Source organism: Psychrobacillus sp. NPDC096623 (genome assembly GCF_044762655.1).
GTDB lineage: Bacteria > Bacillota > Bacilli > Bacillales_A > Planococcaceae > Psychrobacillus.
On record NZ_JBIWER010000007.1, the window covers coordinates 127,900 to 141,148 of the forward strand.

At 37.6% G+C, this 13,249-nt stretch carries 13 protein-coding genes and 2 riboswitches; of the genes, 4 read left to right on the top strand and 9 right to left on the bottom strand.

Annotated features, from left to right (window positions below):
• Positions 1-84 precede the first annotated feature (84 nt).
• From ACIQX2_RS17005 to mtnK, 5 genes are read right to left on the bottom strand one after another with little or no spacing between them, the layout of a single operon-like run.
• Entirely contained in the window at positions 85-1,077 is a 993-nt protein-coding gene (locus ACIQX2_RS17005) for an ABC transporter permease (protein ID WP_402853070.1), read from the bottom strand.
• A 1-nt stretch (position 1,078) separates the two neighbouring features.
• Positions 1,079-2,584 (bottom strand): sugar ABC transporter ATP-binding protein, encoded by a 1,506-nt coding sequence (locus tag ACIQX2_RS17010; RefSeq protein WP_402853073.1) that lies wholly within the window; start codon positions 2,582-2,584, stop codon positions 1,079-1,081.
• 60 nt (positions 2,585-2,644) lie between these two features.
• Complete coding sequence (locus tag ACIQX2_RS17015) at positions 2,645-3,730, bottom strand: sugar ABC transporter substrate-binding protein (protein ID WP_402853076.1); 1,086 nt, start codon at positions 3,728-3,730, stop codon at positions 2,645-2,647.
• A gap of 20 nt (positions 3,731-3,750) precedes the next feature.
• Positions 3,751-4,788 (bottom strand): S-methyl-5-thioribose-1-phosphate isomerase, encoded by a 1,038-nt coding sequence (mtnA, locus tag ACIQX2_RS17020; protein ID WP_402853079.1) that lies wholly within the window; start codon positions 4,786-4,788, stop codon positions 3,751-3,753.
• Positions 4,785-5,975, bottom strand: a complete 1,191-nt coding sequence (gene mtnK / locus ACIQX2_RS17025) for an S-methyl-5-thioribose kinase (protein WP_402853082.1) — start codon at positions 5,973-5,975, stop codon at positions 4,785-4,787. The genes mtnA and mtnK overlap by 4 nt, the downstream gene beginning before the upstream one ends.
• A gap of 75 nt (positions 5,976-6,050) precedes the next feature.
• Positions 6,051-6,207, bottom strand: a riboswitch (SAM riboswitch).
• Positions 6,208-6,368: 161 nt separating this feature from the next.
• A riboswitch (SAM riboswitch) is annotated at positions 6,369-6,473 on the top strand.
• Positions 6,474-6,587: 114 nt separating this feature from the next.
• On the opposite strand from mtnK, the gene mtnW reads away from it, so the two are divergent.
• From mtnW to ACIQX2_RS17045, 4 genes are read left to right on the top strand one after another with little or no spacing between them, the layout of a single operon-like run.
• Positions 6,588-7,808: a 2,3-diketo-5-methylthiopentyl-1-phosphate enolase gene (gene mtnW, locus ACIQX2_RS17030; protein WP_402853085.1), complete on the top strand. Its 1,221-nt coding sequence runs from the start codon at positions 6,588-6,590 to the stop codon at positions 7,806-7,808.
• A 1-nt stretch (position 7,809) separates the two neighbouring features.
• Entirely contained in the window at positions 7,810-8,475 is a 666-nt protein-coding gene (locus tag ACIQX2_RS17035; RefSeq protein ID WP_402853088.1) for a 2-hydroxy-3-keto-5-methylthiopentenyl-1-phosphate phosphatase, read from the top strand.
• The gene (locus tag ACIQX2_RS17040) at positions 8,472-9,086 is read left to right on the top strand and encodes a methylthioribulose 1-phosphate dehydratase (RefSeq protein WP_402853091.1); all 615 of its coding nucleotides are present in this window, start codon (positions 8,472-8,474) and stop codon (positions 9,084-9,086) included. The genes ACIQX2_RS17035 and ACIQX2_RS17040 overlap by 4 nt, the downstream gene beginning before the upstream one ends.
• Before the next feature lie 16 nt (positions 9,087-9,102).
• Positions 9,103-9,636 carry a 1,2-dihydroxy-3-keto-5-methylthiopentene dioxygenase gene (locus ACIQX2_RS17045; RefSeq protein ID WP_402853094.1) on the top strand — a complete coding sequence of 178 codons (534 nt, stop codon included), beginning with the start codon at positions 9,103-9,105 and terminating at the stop codon, positions 9,634-9,636.
• 51 nt (positions 9,637-9,687) lie between these two features.
• On the opposite strand, the gene ACIQX2_RS17050 is transcribed toward ACIQX2_RS17045, so the two are convergent.
• From ACIQX2_RS17050 to ACIQX2_RS17065, 4 genes are all read right to left on the bottom strand, one after another.
• The gene (locus ACIQX2_RS17050) at positions 9,688-10,422 is read right to left on the bottom strand and encodes a hypothetical protein (RefSeq protein ID WP_402853097.1); all 735 of its coding nucleotides are present in this window, start codon (positions 10,420-10,422) and stop codon (positions 9,688-9,690) included.
• Between the two features lie 23 nt (positions 10,423-10,445).
• Positions 10,446-11,180 carry an amino acid ABC transporter ATP-binding protein gene (locus tag ACIQX2_RS17055; protein WP_402853100.1) on the bottom strand — a complete coding sequence of 245 codons (735 nt, stop codon included), beginning with the start codon at positions 11,178-11,180 and terminating at the stop codon, positions 10,446-10,448.
• An 18-nt stretch (positions 11,181-11,198) separates the two neighbouring features.
• Positions 11,199-11,957, bottom strand: coding sequence for an amino acid ABC transporter permease (locus ACIQX2_RS17060; protein ID WP_402853103.1), 759 nt, complete (start codon positions 11,955-11,957; stop codon positions 11,199-11,201).
• A 342-nt stretch (positions 11,958-12,299) separates the two neighbouring features.
• Positions 12,300-13,148 (bottom strand): transporter substrate-binding domain-containing protein, encoded by an 849-nt coding sequence (locus ACIQX2_RS17065; RefSeq protein WP_402853106.1) that lies wholly within the window; start codon positions 13,146-13,148, stop codon positions 12,300-12,302.
• Positions 13,149-13,249 lie beyond the last annotated feature (101 nt).

A 13,249-nucleotide genomic window follows, 5' to 3' on the forward strand; every position in this document is an offset into this window, starting at 1 on the left:
AGATTAGCCCAAATTTCAACGTTGTTGCCATATTATTTTTCATATTTTTCGAAAAAACTATAATTATTTGCGAAGTTCTTTTCCTTAACTTCTAGAAAAACGTTTTTTCGCATAAATGTAAGTTACTGCTAGCGCCGAAACTAATACTGTTCCTTTAATAATATCAAAAGCATAATAAGGTAAGTTTAATATGGTTAGTCCGTTAAGTAAGATTCCAATTACTGCGGCTCCAAAAAAAGTTCCCAGTGCATTAGGTTTCCCAATTCCAAGTACGGAATAGCCAACAAAGACTGCAGCAACCGCCTCCATTAAAAGTGGAGTGCCGGCATCAATTTGACCTGAACCGACCCTTGCAGTGAATAATACTCCTGCCAATGACGCAAAAATACCGGAAATGATGTACGCGATGAATTTCACTTTACGAGTGTTCACACCTGACAATGTTGCAGCTTCCTCGTTTCCACCAGTCATATATAATATACGTCCCCAGCGTGTATGATTCAGAACAATATAAGCTACTATCACGAGTATTAACATTATCCAAACAGGTACAGGTAAACCAAACAATCTACCTTGGCCGATCCAGAGAAATGCTTCTGAAAATTGTCCCGGGGCAGTTCCACCAGAGGTAAGTGGCATATTATTGTAAATGGAGTATCCCTCTGTATAGGTCCGATGAAAGCCAGCGACAATATACATTGTACTTAATGTTGCTAGTAAATCAGGAATACCTAAAATTACAATTAGAAAACTATTAACTAATCCAACTAATACCCCTACAAGAATAGGTACAATTAATACAAGCCATAAAGGCATCTCATACCAAACCATTAATGATGCGGTCACGACTGTTGATAGCGACATAGTGGAACCAACACTTAGGTCAAAACCTCCTACTACAAGTGTGAAAGTTACTCCTAATGCCAAAAGGGTTACGATTGAAATTGAACGCAGAATGTCCGTAAAATTTGCATATGTAAAAAAAGCATCGCTTATTGAACTAAAATAAATAATAATACATATAAGCAAGGCAATAGCACCAAACTTAAATAGAAAATTAACTCCTGTTTCTTGCAACTTATTCTTCCTTACCTCCGCTTGCATATAGCAAAATCCTTTCCTGGGTCGCTTCTTCCCGTGACAGTTCCTTCACGATTTGACCATCATACATAACTAAAATGCGATCAGAAATTCCTAGAACTTCATGAATTTCACTTGAAAAGTAAAGACAGCTCTTTCTTTTTTGGGCAAATTCACGCACTAACCTATAAATATCTGTTTTTGCCCCAATATCTACACCCTTTGTTGGCTCGTCGAATAAATAAATAGCCGAATCTAGGGAAGTCCATTTGCCTATAGCAACTTTTTGCTGATTTCCTCCACTCAAATAAACAAGCGGTGTCTCTGTATTGCTTGTCTTAATTTGTAATCGCTCCACGATCTCTTTCGCAAAGGACTTTTCTTTCCGTTTATTCATAAATAAAAAACGAGAAAAATTTTGTAAATTAGGAAATGATGCGTTCGTTTGTAATGCTTCATGAACAAATAGACCTTCTTTTCTTCTTTCTTCGGGAATAAGAGCCATGCCTGCTTTGATCGCATCTTTTGGATGCTTTATTTTTAAGGTGTTTCCTAAGACTTCAATAGTTCCTTCTGTATGTGGTGAATATCCAAATAACGTTTTAGCTAACTCTGTTTTTCCGGCCCCTACAAGCCCGACAATACCAACAATTTCTCCTTCGAACACGTCAAAAGAAATATCCCTCAGCTTTACTCCGTCTGATATTTTCTTCACACGAAGTAGTGTATTTCCTAATGTATGTTTGCGAACAGGGAAATCTTTACTATAAGAAGTTCCAAGCATAGCTTCAATAATCTCTTCCTGTTTAGTTTGAGAAGTGCTATATGTCCCGACAAACTTACCTTCTGCCATAACCGTTATCCGATCACAGATTTCAAATACCTCTGGTAGTCGATGAGATATGAATATACATCCTACTCCACTTTCTTTTAACCTTTTAATAACTGAAAATAACTTAGTAGATTCGTGAATTGATAGGGGTGCCGTTGGTTCATCGAAGATAATAATCTTGGCAGAACTAATAATCGCACGCGCTATTAACACTAACTGTTTTTCTGCTAAAGTAAGCATAAACGCTGGTTTTTCTACTGGAATGTCCTCCGCCTGTAATTGCTTCAAGGCATCACGTGCTTCGCTATTTAGTTTCTTTTTGGAGATAAACATACTAGTTCCAGCAACAATCGAATCTAGTAATATATTTTCCGCAACCGAAAGTTCTGAAACGATTGCAGTATCGACCTCTTGATATACACAATAAATACCATGGTCCTTCGCTACTTTTGGAGTGCGTATACGTAGTTTTTCTCCTTCTAACAAAATCTCTCCCATGTCTTGCTCATATACACCTGAAAGTATTTTCATAAGCGTACTTTTTCCAGCACCATTTACACCAAGTAAAGCATGCACTTCTCCTTTATGAAGATGAAATTCAGCTTTTTGCAAGGCATGAACTTTTCCAAATGTTTTATCTATAGCTTTCATGGAAAGAAAAGGATTTGGCATGGATTTCTCCTTTCTAAGAAAAAGCTGTCCCATTAAACAGGACAGCTTAAATCTTATAAGTTATCTGTTGTCTTCTAATGCTTTTAATTCATCTGTGTAACCTTGTTCGCTTGCTCCCCAGCCGTCAATATAGTCACTCAGTTCACTGGTAGTTATTGTTTTCTCCGGTAATTTAGATGCCTCTACAAAAACTGGTTCTAATACGACTTTTTCCTCTACATTACCTCCGTTAATTTTTTGGTATAAATAACGTACTTGAATACGACCAATATCCTTAGGATCTACTGCTGCCGATGCAACCCATGGACTATTGTCTTTTTGAATCATCTGTAAATCTTCATCACTCATATCAATGCTATATACTTTAATATCTGTACGTCCTGCTTGTTCTATTGCGCGTACTGCACCTTTTGCAAACTCATCCCAAGCAGCCCAAACAGCTGTAATTTCACCTTCATTTGGATATTTTTTTAATACTGCTTCCATTTGTGATTGAGTATCTAAAGCTGTATTTTGTGTTGCTGCACCGAATGTTGCGATTTCTTTAATCCCTGTATTCTCACCAAGAAAGTTTTCATAAGCTACTTGGCGTCTTTCCATTGGTGCAAAACCTGCAACCCATATTTTTACGATATTCGCTTCACCATTTGAATCTTCCGCTAGTTTCTCTAGCGTCATTTGCGCCATTTTTTCATCGCCTTGCTCTAAAGAAGTTACTCCTTCAACTTCTACTCCCGCATCAAATGCGACAACTGGAATTCCTTTTGAGACTGCATTCTCCACTCCTTGGTTTAATGCTTCCTTTGTACCGTGATCTATTAAAATACCGTCAACTCCTTGATTCACCGCTGCATCCAAATTGGAAGCCATTTTAGCCAAATCACCATCAGAGGTGAATACTGTTACGTTTCCACCAAATTTCTCTACTTGTTCTTTCACACCTTCAATATATTGAGCTGAAAATGTGCCTAAATTTTGTTGCATTACTAATGCAATTTTCTTTCCTGCTAGTGCATTTTCCGAAGTCTCTGCATCTTTACTTGAGTTAGATGACGCTGCTTCCCCATCACCTTTTGGCTGACAAGCAGCTAATAAAACCCCTATTATTAAGATCGTGAATAGTAACCAATACTTATTTGTTCTCATAATCCTTCTCCTTTTTCAACTTAATTGACTAGTTTCGTAGATATATTTTCAATGTAGTCGGGATAAATAATTCCTTTTTCTGTAATAATGGCAGTGATATATTTAGATGGTGTCACATCAAAAGCTGGATTAAACACCTTCGTGTCCATTGGTGCAATAGCCTTGCCATTAATATGTGTAATTTCCTCTGCTTTCCTCTCCTCAATTGGAATTTCCGCACCATCGTTTATAGACAAATCGAATGTAGAGGATGGTGCAGCCACATAAAATGGAATTGAATTTACGGAAGCTAGAATAGCCAAGTTCAGAGTTCCTATCTTATTTGCGGTATCACCATTTTTTGCTATCCGGTCCGCTCCGACTATAATTGCCTCGATTCCTTTTGCCCCGATTGTGTGTGCAGCCATACTATCGGTAATTAGTGTCACATCGACACCTGATTGCTGCAGCTCCCACACCGTCAACCTGCCACCTTGAAAGACAGGTCTAGTTTCACATGCGAATACCTCAAACTTTTTGCCGTGTTCCTTCCCTAGATGGAACGGAGATAAAGCAGTACCATACTTTGCAGTGGCAATCGAACCTGCATTGCAAATAGTCATTACCTTCGTTTTATCTTCCAGTAAAGTAAGGGCAAATTCACCAATATTCCGACAGGACTCTTCGTCTTCCTTATGTATTTTCCTTGCTTCTTCCACTAGTAGCTGCTTTGCACTCGTAACATTATCAACTTGATTTACTACTTTCAACAATCGCTCAAGGGCCCAAACTAAGTTGACAGCAGTTGGTCGAGATTCGCCCAAGTAAGTTGCATCTTTTTTTAATGTTTCTAGAAAATCTTTCATCGAATTTGTTTTATAATTTTGTGCCTCCAGAGCTAATCCATATGCCGCCGTAATTCCAATAGCAGGAGCACCCCGGACTTTCAGAGTAATAATTGCATCATAAACGTCTTTAAGTGTTTCTATTTTTAAATAGACAATTTCATGTGGAAGCTTCTGCTGATCTAAGAGTACTAACTGCTTATCTTCCCATTTAATCGATAATGGTATAGTCATTGTTGAATTTCTCCTAATAACTCAATTACCGCATCGATTGAGTCTATTTGATTACGTCTAACTATTAGTAATTCTCCGGCATTAAGCGTTTGTTTTTTTAGTAAAATTCGTTGCTCTTGGTTTACAATGCTATCTAAGTCTTTGACATGTGCCAATCCAATTGTTCTACGAATAAGTTCACACCCTGCAAAACCTAATGAATCATGAAATATTTTTTCCAATACAAATGCATCATAGCCTTCTATATCCTTAAAGGAATCGAATTCACTCTGTTTCAAAAAATCTGAAAATTTGGTCGAGAAAATAAGCCATGTGTTTTGTATATGATCGTTAATAACCTCACGTTGTTCGCCTTCTCTTGTAATGGATTGAACGATTAAATTTCCCAAAAACAAGCCTATATCAAATCCAATAGGACCATAAAAAGCAAACTCTGGATCGATTACTTTTGTTTCTTCTTCACTTGCAAATATACTTCCCGTATGAAGATCTCCATGCAGTAAAGCCTCTGCCTCTGTCAAAAAGCTTCGTTTTAGTTTTGCCACTTCGAGCTTTAATAAATGGTTATTCCAGATAGCCTCGACCTCTGCTTGTAATGCAGGTTCAAAATCATTTGTTTCATGATCAAAAAAAGGATCCGTAAAGATTAAGTCTTCTGTGATCTTACACAATTCTGGATTAGAAAACTCTACAACAAGCGCCTTTTTTTCAAAGGGGTGAAGTGCAAAATCAGAAGTATTAAAAAGTGTTAATGCTAGATATTCTCCAATATCGGTTGATAATTTAGGATATGATTCACCTTTTATCAAACCCTCCCGTACTATTTGAAGATGTGACAAATCTTCCATTACCGTTATAGCTAAATCTTCATCTGCTGCATAGACTTTGGGAACAAGACCAACTGCATATTCTCCATGTTTTTGTAAGGCAGTTGCTTCAATCTTTGCCCTTTTCAGCGTAAGTGGCCAACTTTCTCCAACGACCTTTGCATAGGGTAGTGCCTGTTTAATAATAATTCCTCGTTTACTCACTTGATCCGTTATATGGAATACATAGTTTAAGTTTCCATCGCCAATCTCTTTGCAAACTAATGGAGCTTCGTTTGAGAACAAGGATAATTCCTTTGCCAGTGAAATTGCCGTTTCTTCCGTTAATGATTCGTATTGTTTTGTAGTTACTACCGCCATTACTTTCTCCCTTTCATTTACAAAAATAAAAAACCTCTTTCAAAAGAAAGAGGTTTAGAATAAGAGATTCTGAACCTCTTATCTCTCAGAAAGTAAACTTTCTGATGGAATTAGCACCGTGCCTTACGGAATTTTACATTCCGGCGCATAAAGCGCCCCGTCTCACAACGGTATTACGGTCGGTTGCTGGGCTTCATAGGGCCATTATCCCTCCGCCTGCTCTTGATAAGAGTACGTTACAACTATTTACGATTGATTAGAATCCTAGCATATTAGAAAAAGTTATGTCAACTGTTTTTTTGAATAAAAATAAATTTAAATTTTCTTATTGACAGAATTTTTATACCATGGAATAATCAATATTATTTATTAAATACTTTAACCGAATATTTTTTCTTATTTAGAGCAGGTGGAGGGACAAGCCCTATGATACCCGGCAACCGATTCAATTTTGAACACGGTGCTAATTCTTGCAGCTAACAAGCTGAGAAATAAGAAGTTGTTAGACTATTAACCTCTTCTTATTTGAAGAGGTTTTTTTAATGTCATCTGTCCAGCGCTAGTCAGGGCTTGCATAGGCGCTTGTGCATTTATAAGTCAGGAGTGAAATAAATGAGCGGAGTTACTGCACACTATCAACTATATGGAAAAGCTGGATCGTTTGAAAGAAAGGCGAAAGATATTGCACTTGGTTTGACTATTGGTTCTTGGACCACTTTAGCCTTGTTAGAACAGGAGCAGCTAAAAAAACATAAAGGAACTGTACTATCCGTTACGGAATTTAAGGATATACTTCACCCAATTAATCCTGAAAAGGTGAAAGGTGAAATTAAAATATTCTACCCTGCAGCAAACTTTTCGGCTGATATACCTGCAATTTTAACTACAGTCTTCGGCAAACTATCCTTAGATGGTGAAATAAAACTATTAGATTTAGAATTCGATTCAAGTCTATTGTCCAGTTTCCCAGGACCTCGCTTCGGCATTCAAGGCATTCGAGAAAGATTAGGTGTTTTTGAACGTCCGCTTGTCATGAGTATATTCAAAGGGGTCATTGGGAGAGATATCGAATTTTTAGCCGAACAGCTTAGACAACAAGCGCTTGGTGGAGTTGATCTTGTAAAAGACGATGAGATACTATTTGAAAATCCTCTAACTACTTTTGAAAAGCGTATATCTGCTGGTCGAGAAGTGCTAAATCAGGTGTATGAAGAAACCGGACACCGTACGCTATATGCAGTAAATTTATCTGGACGTACTTTCAAATTAAAGGACAAGGCTAAAAAAGCGCGAGAACTTGGAGCAGATGCACTTTTATTTAATGTTCATGCTTACGGATTAGATGTTCTTCAGGAGCTAGCAGAAGACGATGAAATTCAATTGCCACTCATGGCTCATCCCGCTTATAGTGGAGCATTTACTTCTTCCGCATTTTATGGAGTTTCAACGCCATTAGTTCTTGGAAAACTCACTCGATATGCGGGGGCAGACTTCTCGTTATTCCCTTCTCCTTATGGTAGTGTTGCACTTGAAAAGTCTATAGCTCTTTCTCTAGGCGAAGAACTAACAAAAAACAGTAACGTTAAACAAAGCTTTCCAGTACCATCTGCCGGCATTCATCCTGGTCTCGTACCACTATTAATGAATGACTATGGAATAGATAGCATTATTAATGCAGGGGGCGGTGTACATGGACATCCCGCCGGTGCAATCGGAGGGGGGCTAGCTTTTAGGCAGGCCGTAGCGGCTGTATTGGAAGATATTCCATTAGAGCAGGCAGCGAAACAACATAGTGAACTAAAAACGGCACTTGAATTATGGGGTGATAAGTAATATGAGTAAACTTGTAATTTTTTGTGACTTTGATGGAACTATTACCAATCAAGATAACATTATGGCTATCATGAAAAAATTTGCACCACCAGAATGGATACCGATTAAAGATGATATTTTAGGTCAACGAATTTCCATTAGGGATGGCGTAGCAAAAATGTTCTCTCTCCTACCTATTGAGTCAAAAGATGAAATTATTTCTTTTGTGCGCCAGCAGGCAATCATCCGTGATGGGTTTAGTGAATTTGTATCCTTTACAAAAAAGCATGACATACCACTTTACATCGTAAGTGGCGGGATAGACTTTTTCGTTCATAATCTACTAGAACCATTTGGACCATTTGCAGGTGTTTACTGCAACGAATCGGATTTTTCGAAAGAAACTATTCACATTGAGTTTCCATATAGCTGTGATGAACAATGTACGAGCCAAGGCTGTGGTTGCTGTAAACCATCTATTATTCGTACCCTTCTTCACCAAGATGCAGTGAGTGTTGTAATTGGCGATTCTATCACTGATTTAGAAGCCGCAAAATTGGGAGATATCATTATCGCAAGAGATTTCTTAATCGAAAAATGCGAAGAATTAAATATTCCCTATGAGCCTTTTGAAAACTTCCACGATGTAATAGAGATTATTGAGCCGAAGTTAGGTGTGGAAATATGACATTACAATATAAATGGGAAGAACTTGCCGACATAAAAGATGAATTAGCCACCAGAGATTGGTTTATGGGAACTAGCGGAAACCTTGCTATTAAAGTACAGTACGATCCAATAGAGTTCTTAGTAACTGCAAGTGGAAAAGACAAAAAAAAGAGAACATCAGAGGACTTTTTACTTGTTGATGTTGATGGAAAAGCAGTGGAAAGCACTCATTTAACTCCTTCAGCCGAAACATTACTACACTGTGCAATATATAAGAAAACAAATGCAGGTTGTAGTCTACACGTCCATACAGTGCATAATAACGTTATTTCGGAATTATATGGAGATCAAGGCTTAGTAAGTTTTCAAGGTATTGAACTCATTAAAGCTTTCGGAATGTGGGAGGAGGATGCTATCCTTTCCATCCCAATTATCCCTAACCACGCGCATATTCCAAAACTTGCAGAGGAGTTTGCATCGTATATTTCAGCAGATAAGGGAGCTATCCTTATTCGTAACCATGGTATAACTGTTTGGGGAAAAGATGGATTTGAAGCTAAAAAACTGCTAGAGGCTTGTGAGTTTTTATTTCAATATCAATTAGCATTGCATCAAATAAACTTAAAATAGAAAGGAAGATTCTTAAATGGCTATTATTAAAATCCAAGAAACAAATGAAACAATTGAAGCACAAAACGAGGTTGCAACATTTTTAGAAAGTCAGGAAGTAATATATGAACATTGGGATAATAATAAGTTACCGGAAAATCTTCGGGAAAAATTTGACTTAAGCGACGAGGAAAAACAAGAGATTCTCCAAGCTTTCCAAGTGGAAATTGACGATATTTCTACTCGTCGTGGCTATCAAGCATCTGATATTATCTCTCTTACTGATTCTAATCCCAACTTAGACGAGCTGTTAAAAAATTTCGAACGTAAGCACATTCATACAGACGATGAAGTTCGTTATATTGTAAGTGGTCATGGTGTTTTCATCATACAAGGGAAGGATGAACGCTACTTTGAAGTACATCTTTCTCCTGGCGATTTGATATCGGTGCCAGAGAATATCACACATTACTTCACATTATCAGAAGATCGTAAAGTTGTGGCTATTCGTATTTTTGTAACAACAGAGGGTTGGGTACCAGTTTATCAAGAGGAAGCAGTAGAACAATAAATTTAAGTACGTTGTAGCCTCCGCTTAGTTTTACTAAAAAAGTGGATGAACTCATTTTATGAGTTCATCCACTTTTTCCATGTCTATTCGGTAAATTCCTTTTATATCGCGTAATGTACAACCGTTTGCCTCAAAAATCTTCCTCATTGGGGCATTACCAGTATCTGTACTTCCTACGTAAATTTTAGCACCAAGTGGTTTCAACAGCTCCATTGTAATAGCATGAAATAGCTTACCGTATCCTTTACAACGTTGCTCTGGCACAACCCCAAAATAAAACATTCTTCCTTCATCAGTTGTACCCTCTTCAATATGAGGAATACTAATACCAGAGTTCATCCCATTTTGAGAAAAGATAAAGCACTGGTCTCGCCAATTTTCACCTAGTTCACGTTCAAGCGATTCCATTATCTGACTTATAGAAAACAAATTATTTTTGTTAGCTGAACCAGTCCTGCATGCATCGTACAATAAAGCAAATTCTGAATCCGACACTGGACTGTCTGAAAGAGCTACTACTTGAACACTATTAGATGTTTTAACAGGTCCTTCCAATATCTTTGTATACTCCACAATAGAAGACACCTTCTTGAACCGACGCTTTAAAAGCCAGTCCTCGTTCTCCTCATCCATCATAAGTGAGAGATATACTACATTTTGTTCCTTCCACTCTGTTAATAATTTATCAAATGCAACTAAATAATCTATATTTGGAATATGAGATACTTTAAGTTGATCCACAAGCCAGTATTCTTGGTCTTTTTTAATCAGATTGAACAGGTTCAACTATCGATTCCCCCATTATTAAATTAGCTTAATGTTCGTTTTAAGAAAGTTTTCGTTCTTTCTTCTCTTGGGTTATTAAAGATTTGCTCTGGAGTGCCTTCCTCAGCAATTACACCTTTATCCATAAAAACAACTCGATCCGCTACTTCTTTTGCGAACTCCATTTCATGTGTAACTACTAACATTGTAAGTCCAGTGCCCGCTAACTCTTTCATAACTTTTAACACCTCTCCAACCATTTCTGGATCAAGTGCCGATGTTGGTTCATCAAATAACATAACATCTGGCTCCATAGATAGGGCTCTAGCTATCGCAACACGTTGCTTTTGACCACCTGATAATTGCTTTGGTTGAGCATTCACATAATGATCCATCCCTACTACTTTTAAATATTTTAACGCAATCTTTTCAGCATCCTCTTTCGAGCGTTTTAATACTTTTACTTGACCGACGATACAGTTATTCAAAACATTATGGTTATTAAATAAGTTAAACTGTTGGAAAACCATTCCTAACTTTGTACGATAGGCATGAATATCATATTTTTCATCTAAAATATTCTCTCCGTGATAAATGATTTGTCCACCACTAGGTTTTTCTAACAAATTTATACACCGAAGTAAAGTCGACTTTCCTGAACCAGAGGAACCGATGATACAAACAACTTCTCCTTTGTTCACTGAAAAATCTATATCTTTTAGAACCTCATGATTTCCGAAGGATTTACTTAAATGTTGAACTTCGATGACATTATCCATAGATTTCTCCTCCTTCGTTTAATCGATTTTAGCATTTTTAGGCAGCATAAGCTGTGGCGGTGGCTGTCCAATCATACTGTAGTTTTCCGGACCATCTAATTTTCTTTCTATATATCGTAATATTAATGTCACCGTAAATGTCATGATGAAGTACAAAATACACGCTATAAAGAAGGGTTCAAAATATTTGAAGCTGATGCCTGCAACTGTTTTGGTTTGAAAATACAGCTCCGTAACACCAATAACATTTAATACGGAAGTATCTTTAATATTAATAATAAATTGATTGCCTGTTGCTGGTAAAATATTGCGAATTACCTGTGGCAAAACAACGTTCCACATTGTTTGAACATGATTCATACCTATTGCTTGCGCAGACTCAAATTGTCCCTTATCAATAGAAATAACTCCACCTCGGACGATTTCTGCCATATAGGCACCGGTGTTGATCGAAACGATGAATATGGCCGCCAATGTACGGTCCATATCTACACCAAATGCTAATGCAGAGCCATAAAAGATCACCATAGCCTGTACAATCATTGGAGTCCCTCTGAAAAACTCAATATATACAGAGAGTATCAAATTTACTATTTTTAACAAAACCCTTTTTAGTTTTCTTTCTGGCGTGGGAATTGTACGAATAACCCCTGCAAGCAACCCAATAACTGCTCCCAAAATTGTACCTATAATAGAGATTAACAGGGTCATCCCCGCTCCACGAAGGAACATCGGCCAGTTATTTGTAATCATCGAAATAATATACTCCATACTCATACATTTCCCTCCTTTCTTAGAAAATCGGCAGACGCAGCTCAGCAGCGAAGAGCGCTGGAAAACTTGAAGTAAAAGGCACTTTTTACCTTTTCAACAAGTCTGAAGCGATTGACTGCTGGCGTCTTAAGCTAGACAGTTTAGAAAAGCGCAAGCGCCTATGCTTTGGAAGTCAGTCTGTGGTCCTCCGACAAGCGCTGGAAGAATTTCACGTAAAGGCGTCCTTTGCCTTTGCTGAAATTCTGAAGCGACTCAGGCGGGCTAGGCGCTGGAGCTAGACAGATAATTAGTAAAAATTAATATAAAAACCGACTGCAAAAAGATGCAGCCGGTATCACTTCATCCTTATTCCGCTGCAGGTTGGTTATTAATAGCAGCATCCATAATCTCTTGACGCTCTTCCTCCGAAATTTCCGCTAAAATTTTGTTAATTTCCTCAGTTAAATTACTACCTTTTTTCAATCCTACAGCTACTGCTGTATCCTCTTCTGCTGCTTTAAATCCATCTTTAAACTCTACCATTGCGAAGTTTTTGTTTGCAGAAGAAGCACTAATTCCTTCTGGACGCTCTGATACGTAGCCATCAATTACTCCAGATTCTAAAGCTACACGCATCGCGGAGAAATTATCAGATGCCGGTTGCTTTTGTACATCTTTAATTTGATCAATTACACCATAATGCGAAGTATTAAGCTGGCCTGTGATTTTCGCACCACTGAAATCTTGAATAGAAGTAGCTCCTTCAAAAGGACCACCTTTTTTCACAACCATTACAAAGTTCGATGTATAGTAGTTTTCCGAAAAATCGATTGTTTGTTTACGTTCTTCTGTAGGTGACATACCTGCTATAATTGCATCAATTTTACCAGATTGCAACGAAGGAACAAGTCCATCCCATTCCGTTTTGACAATTACTAGTTCCTTCCCTAATCCTTCTGCAAGGCGTTTAGCAATTTCTACATCATATCCACCAGCATACTCTGCATTTCCGTCAATCTTTACTCCGCCATTAGAGTCATCGAGTTGAGTCCAGTTAAAAGGGGCATAACCAGCTTCTAAACCTACTGTAAATGTATCAACAGCTTCCTTAGAATCAGACGAAGATCCTGAGGTTTTTGCATCACTCGCTCCACATGCTGCTAAAAACAATACTAAGCTTGCGAATATCGTTAAAAATATTAATCTCTTTTTCATTCGAATTTCTCCCTTTTTTATTATTGTATGTTCCTCCAACAAAAAAAAGACAACTTGTACAAAAAAAGACCTGAGATGAACTCAGGTCGCAATATGTATAG

Bases quoted from the DNA above. Each gene is read 5' to 3' on its own strand.
- ACIQX2_RS17010 (WP_402853073.1), bottom strand. From the start codon at position 2,584: ATGCCAAATCCTTTTCTTTCCATGAAAGCTATAGATAAAACATTTGGA.
- mtnK (WP_402853082.1), bottom strand. From the start codon at position 5,975: ATGGCGGTAGTAACTACAAAACAATACGAATCATTAACGGAAGAAACG.
- ACIQX2_RS17040 (WP_402853091.1), top strand. From the start codon at position 8,472: ATGACATTACAATATAAATGGGAAGAACTTGCCGACATAAAAGATGAA.
- ACIQX2_RS17055 (WP_402853100.1), bottom strand. From the start codon at position 11,180: ATGGATAATGTCATCGAAGTTCAACATTTAAGTAAATCCTTCGGAAAT.
- mtnW (WP_402853085.1), top strand. From the start codon at position 6,588: ATGAGCGGAGTTACTGCACACTATCAACTATATGGAAAAGCTGGATCG.
- ACIQX2_RS17060 (WP_402853103.1), bottom strand. From the start codon at position 11,957: ATGAGTATGGAGTATATTATTTCGATGATTACAAATAACTGGCCGATG.
- ACIQX2_RS17065 (WP_402853106.1), bottom strand. From the start codon at position 13,148: ATGAAAAAGAGATTAATATTTTTAACGATATTCGCAAGCTTAGTATTG.
- ACIQX2_RS17015 (WP_402853076.1), bottom strand. From the start codon at position 3,730: ATGAGAACAAATAAGTATTGGTTACTATTCACGATCTTAATAATAGGG.
- mtnA (WP_402853079.1), bottom strand. From the start codon at position 4,788: ATGACTATACCATTATCGATTAAATGGGAAGATAAGCAGTTAGTACTC.
- ACIQX2_RS17035 (WP_402853088.1), top strand. From the start codon at position 7,810: ATGAGTAAACTTGTAATTTTTTGTGACTTTGATGGAACTATTACCAAT.
- ACIQX2_RS17045 (WP_402853094.1), top strand. From the start codon at position 9,103: ATGGCTATTATTAAAATCCAAGAAACAAATGAAACAATTGAAGCACAA.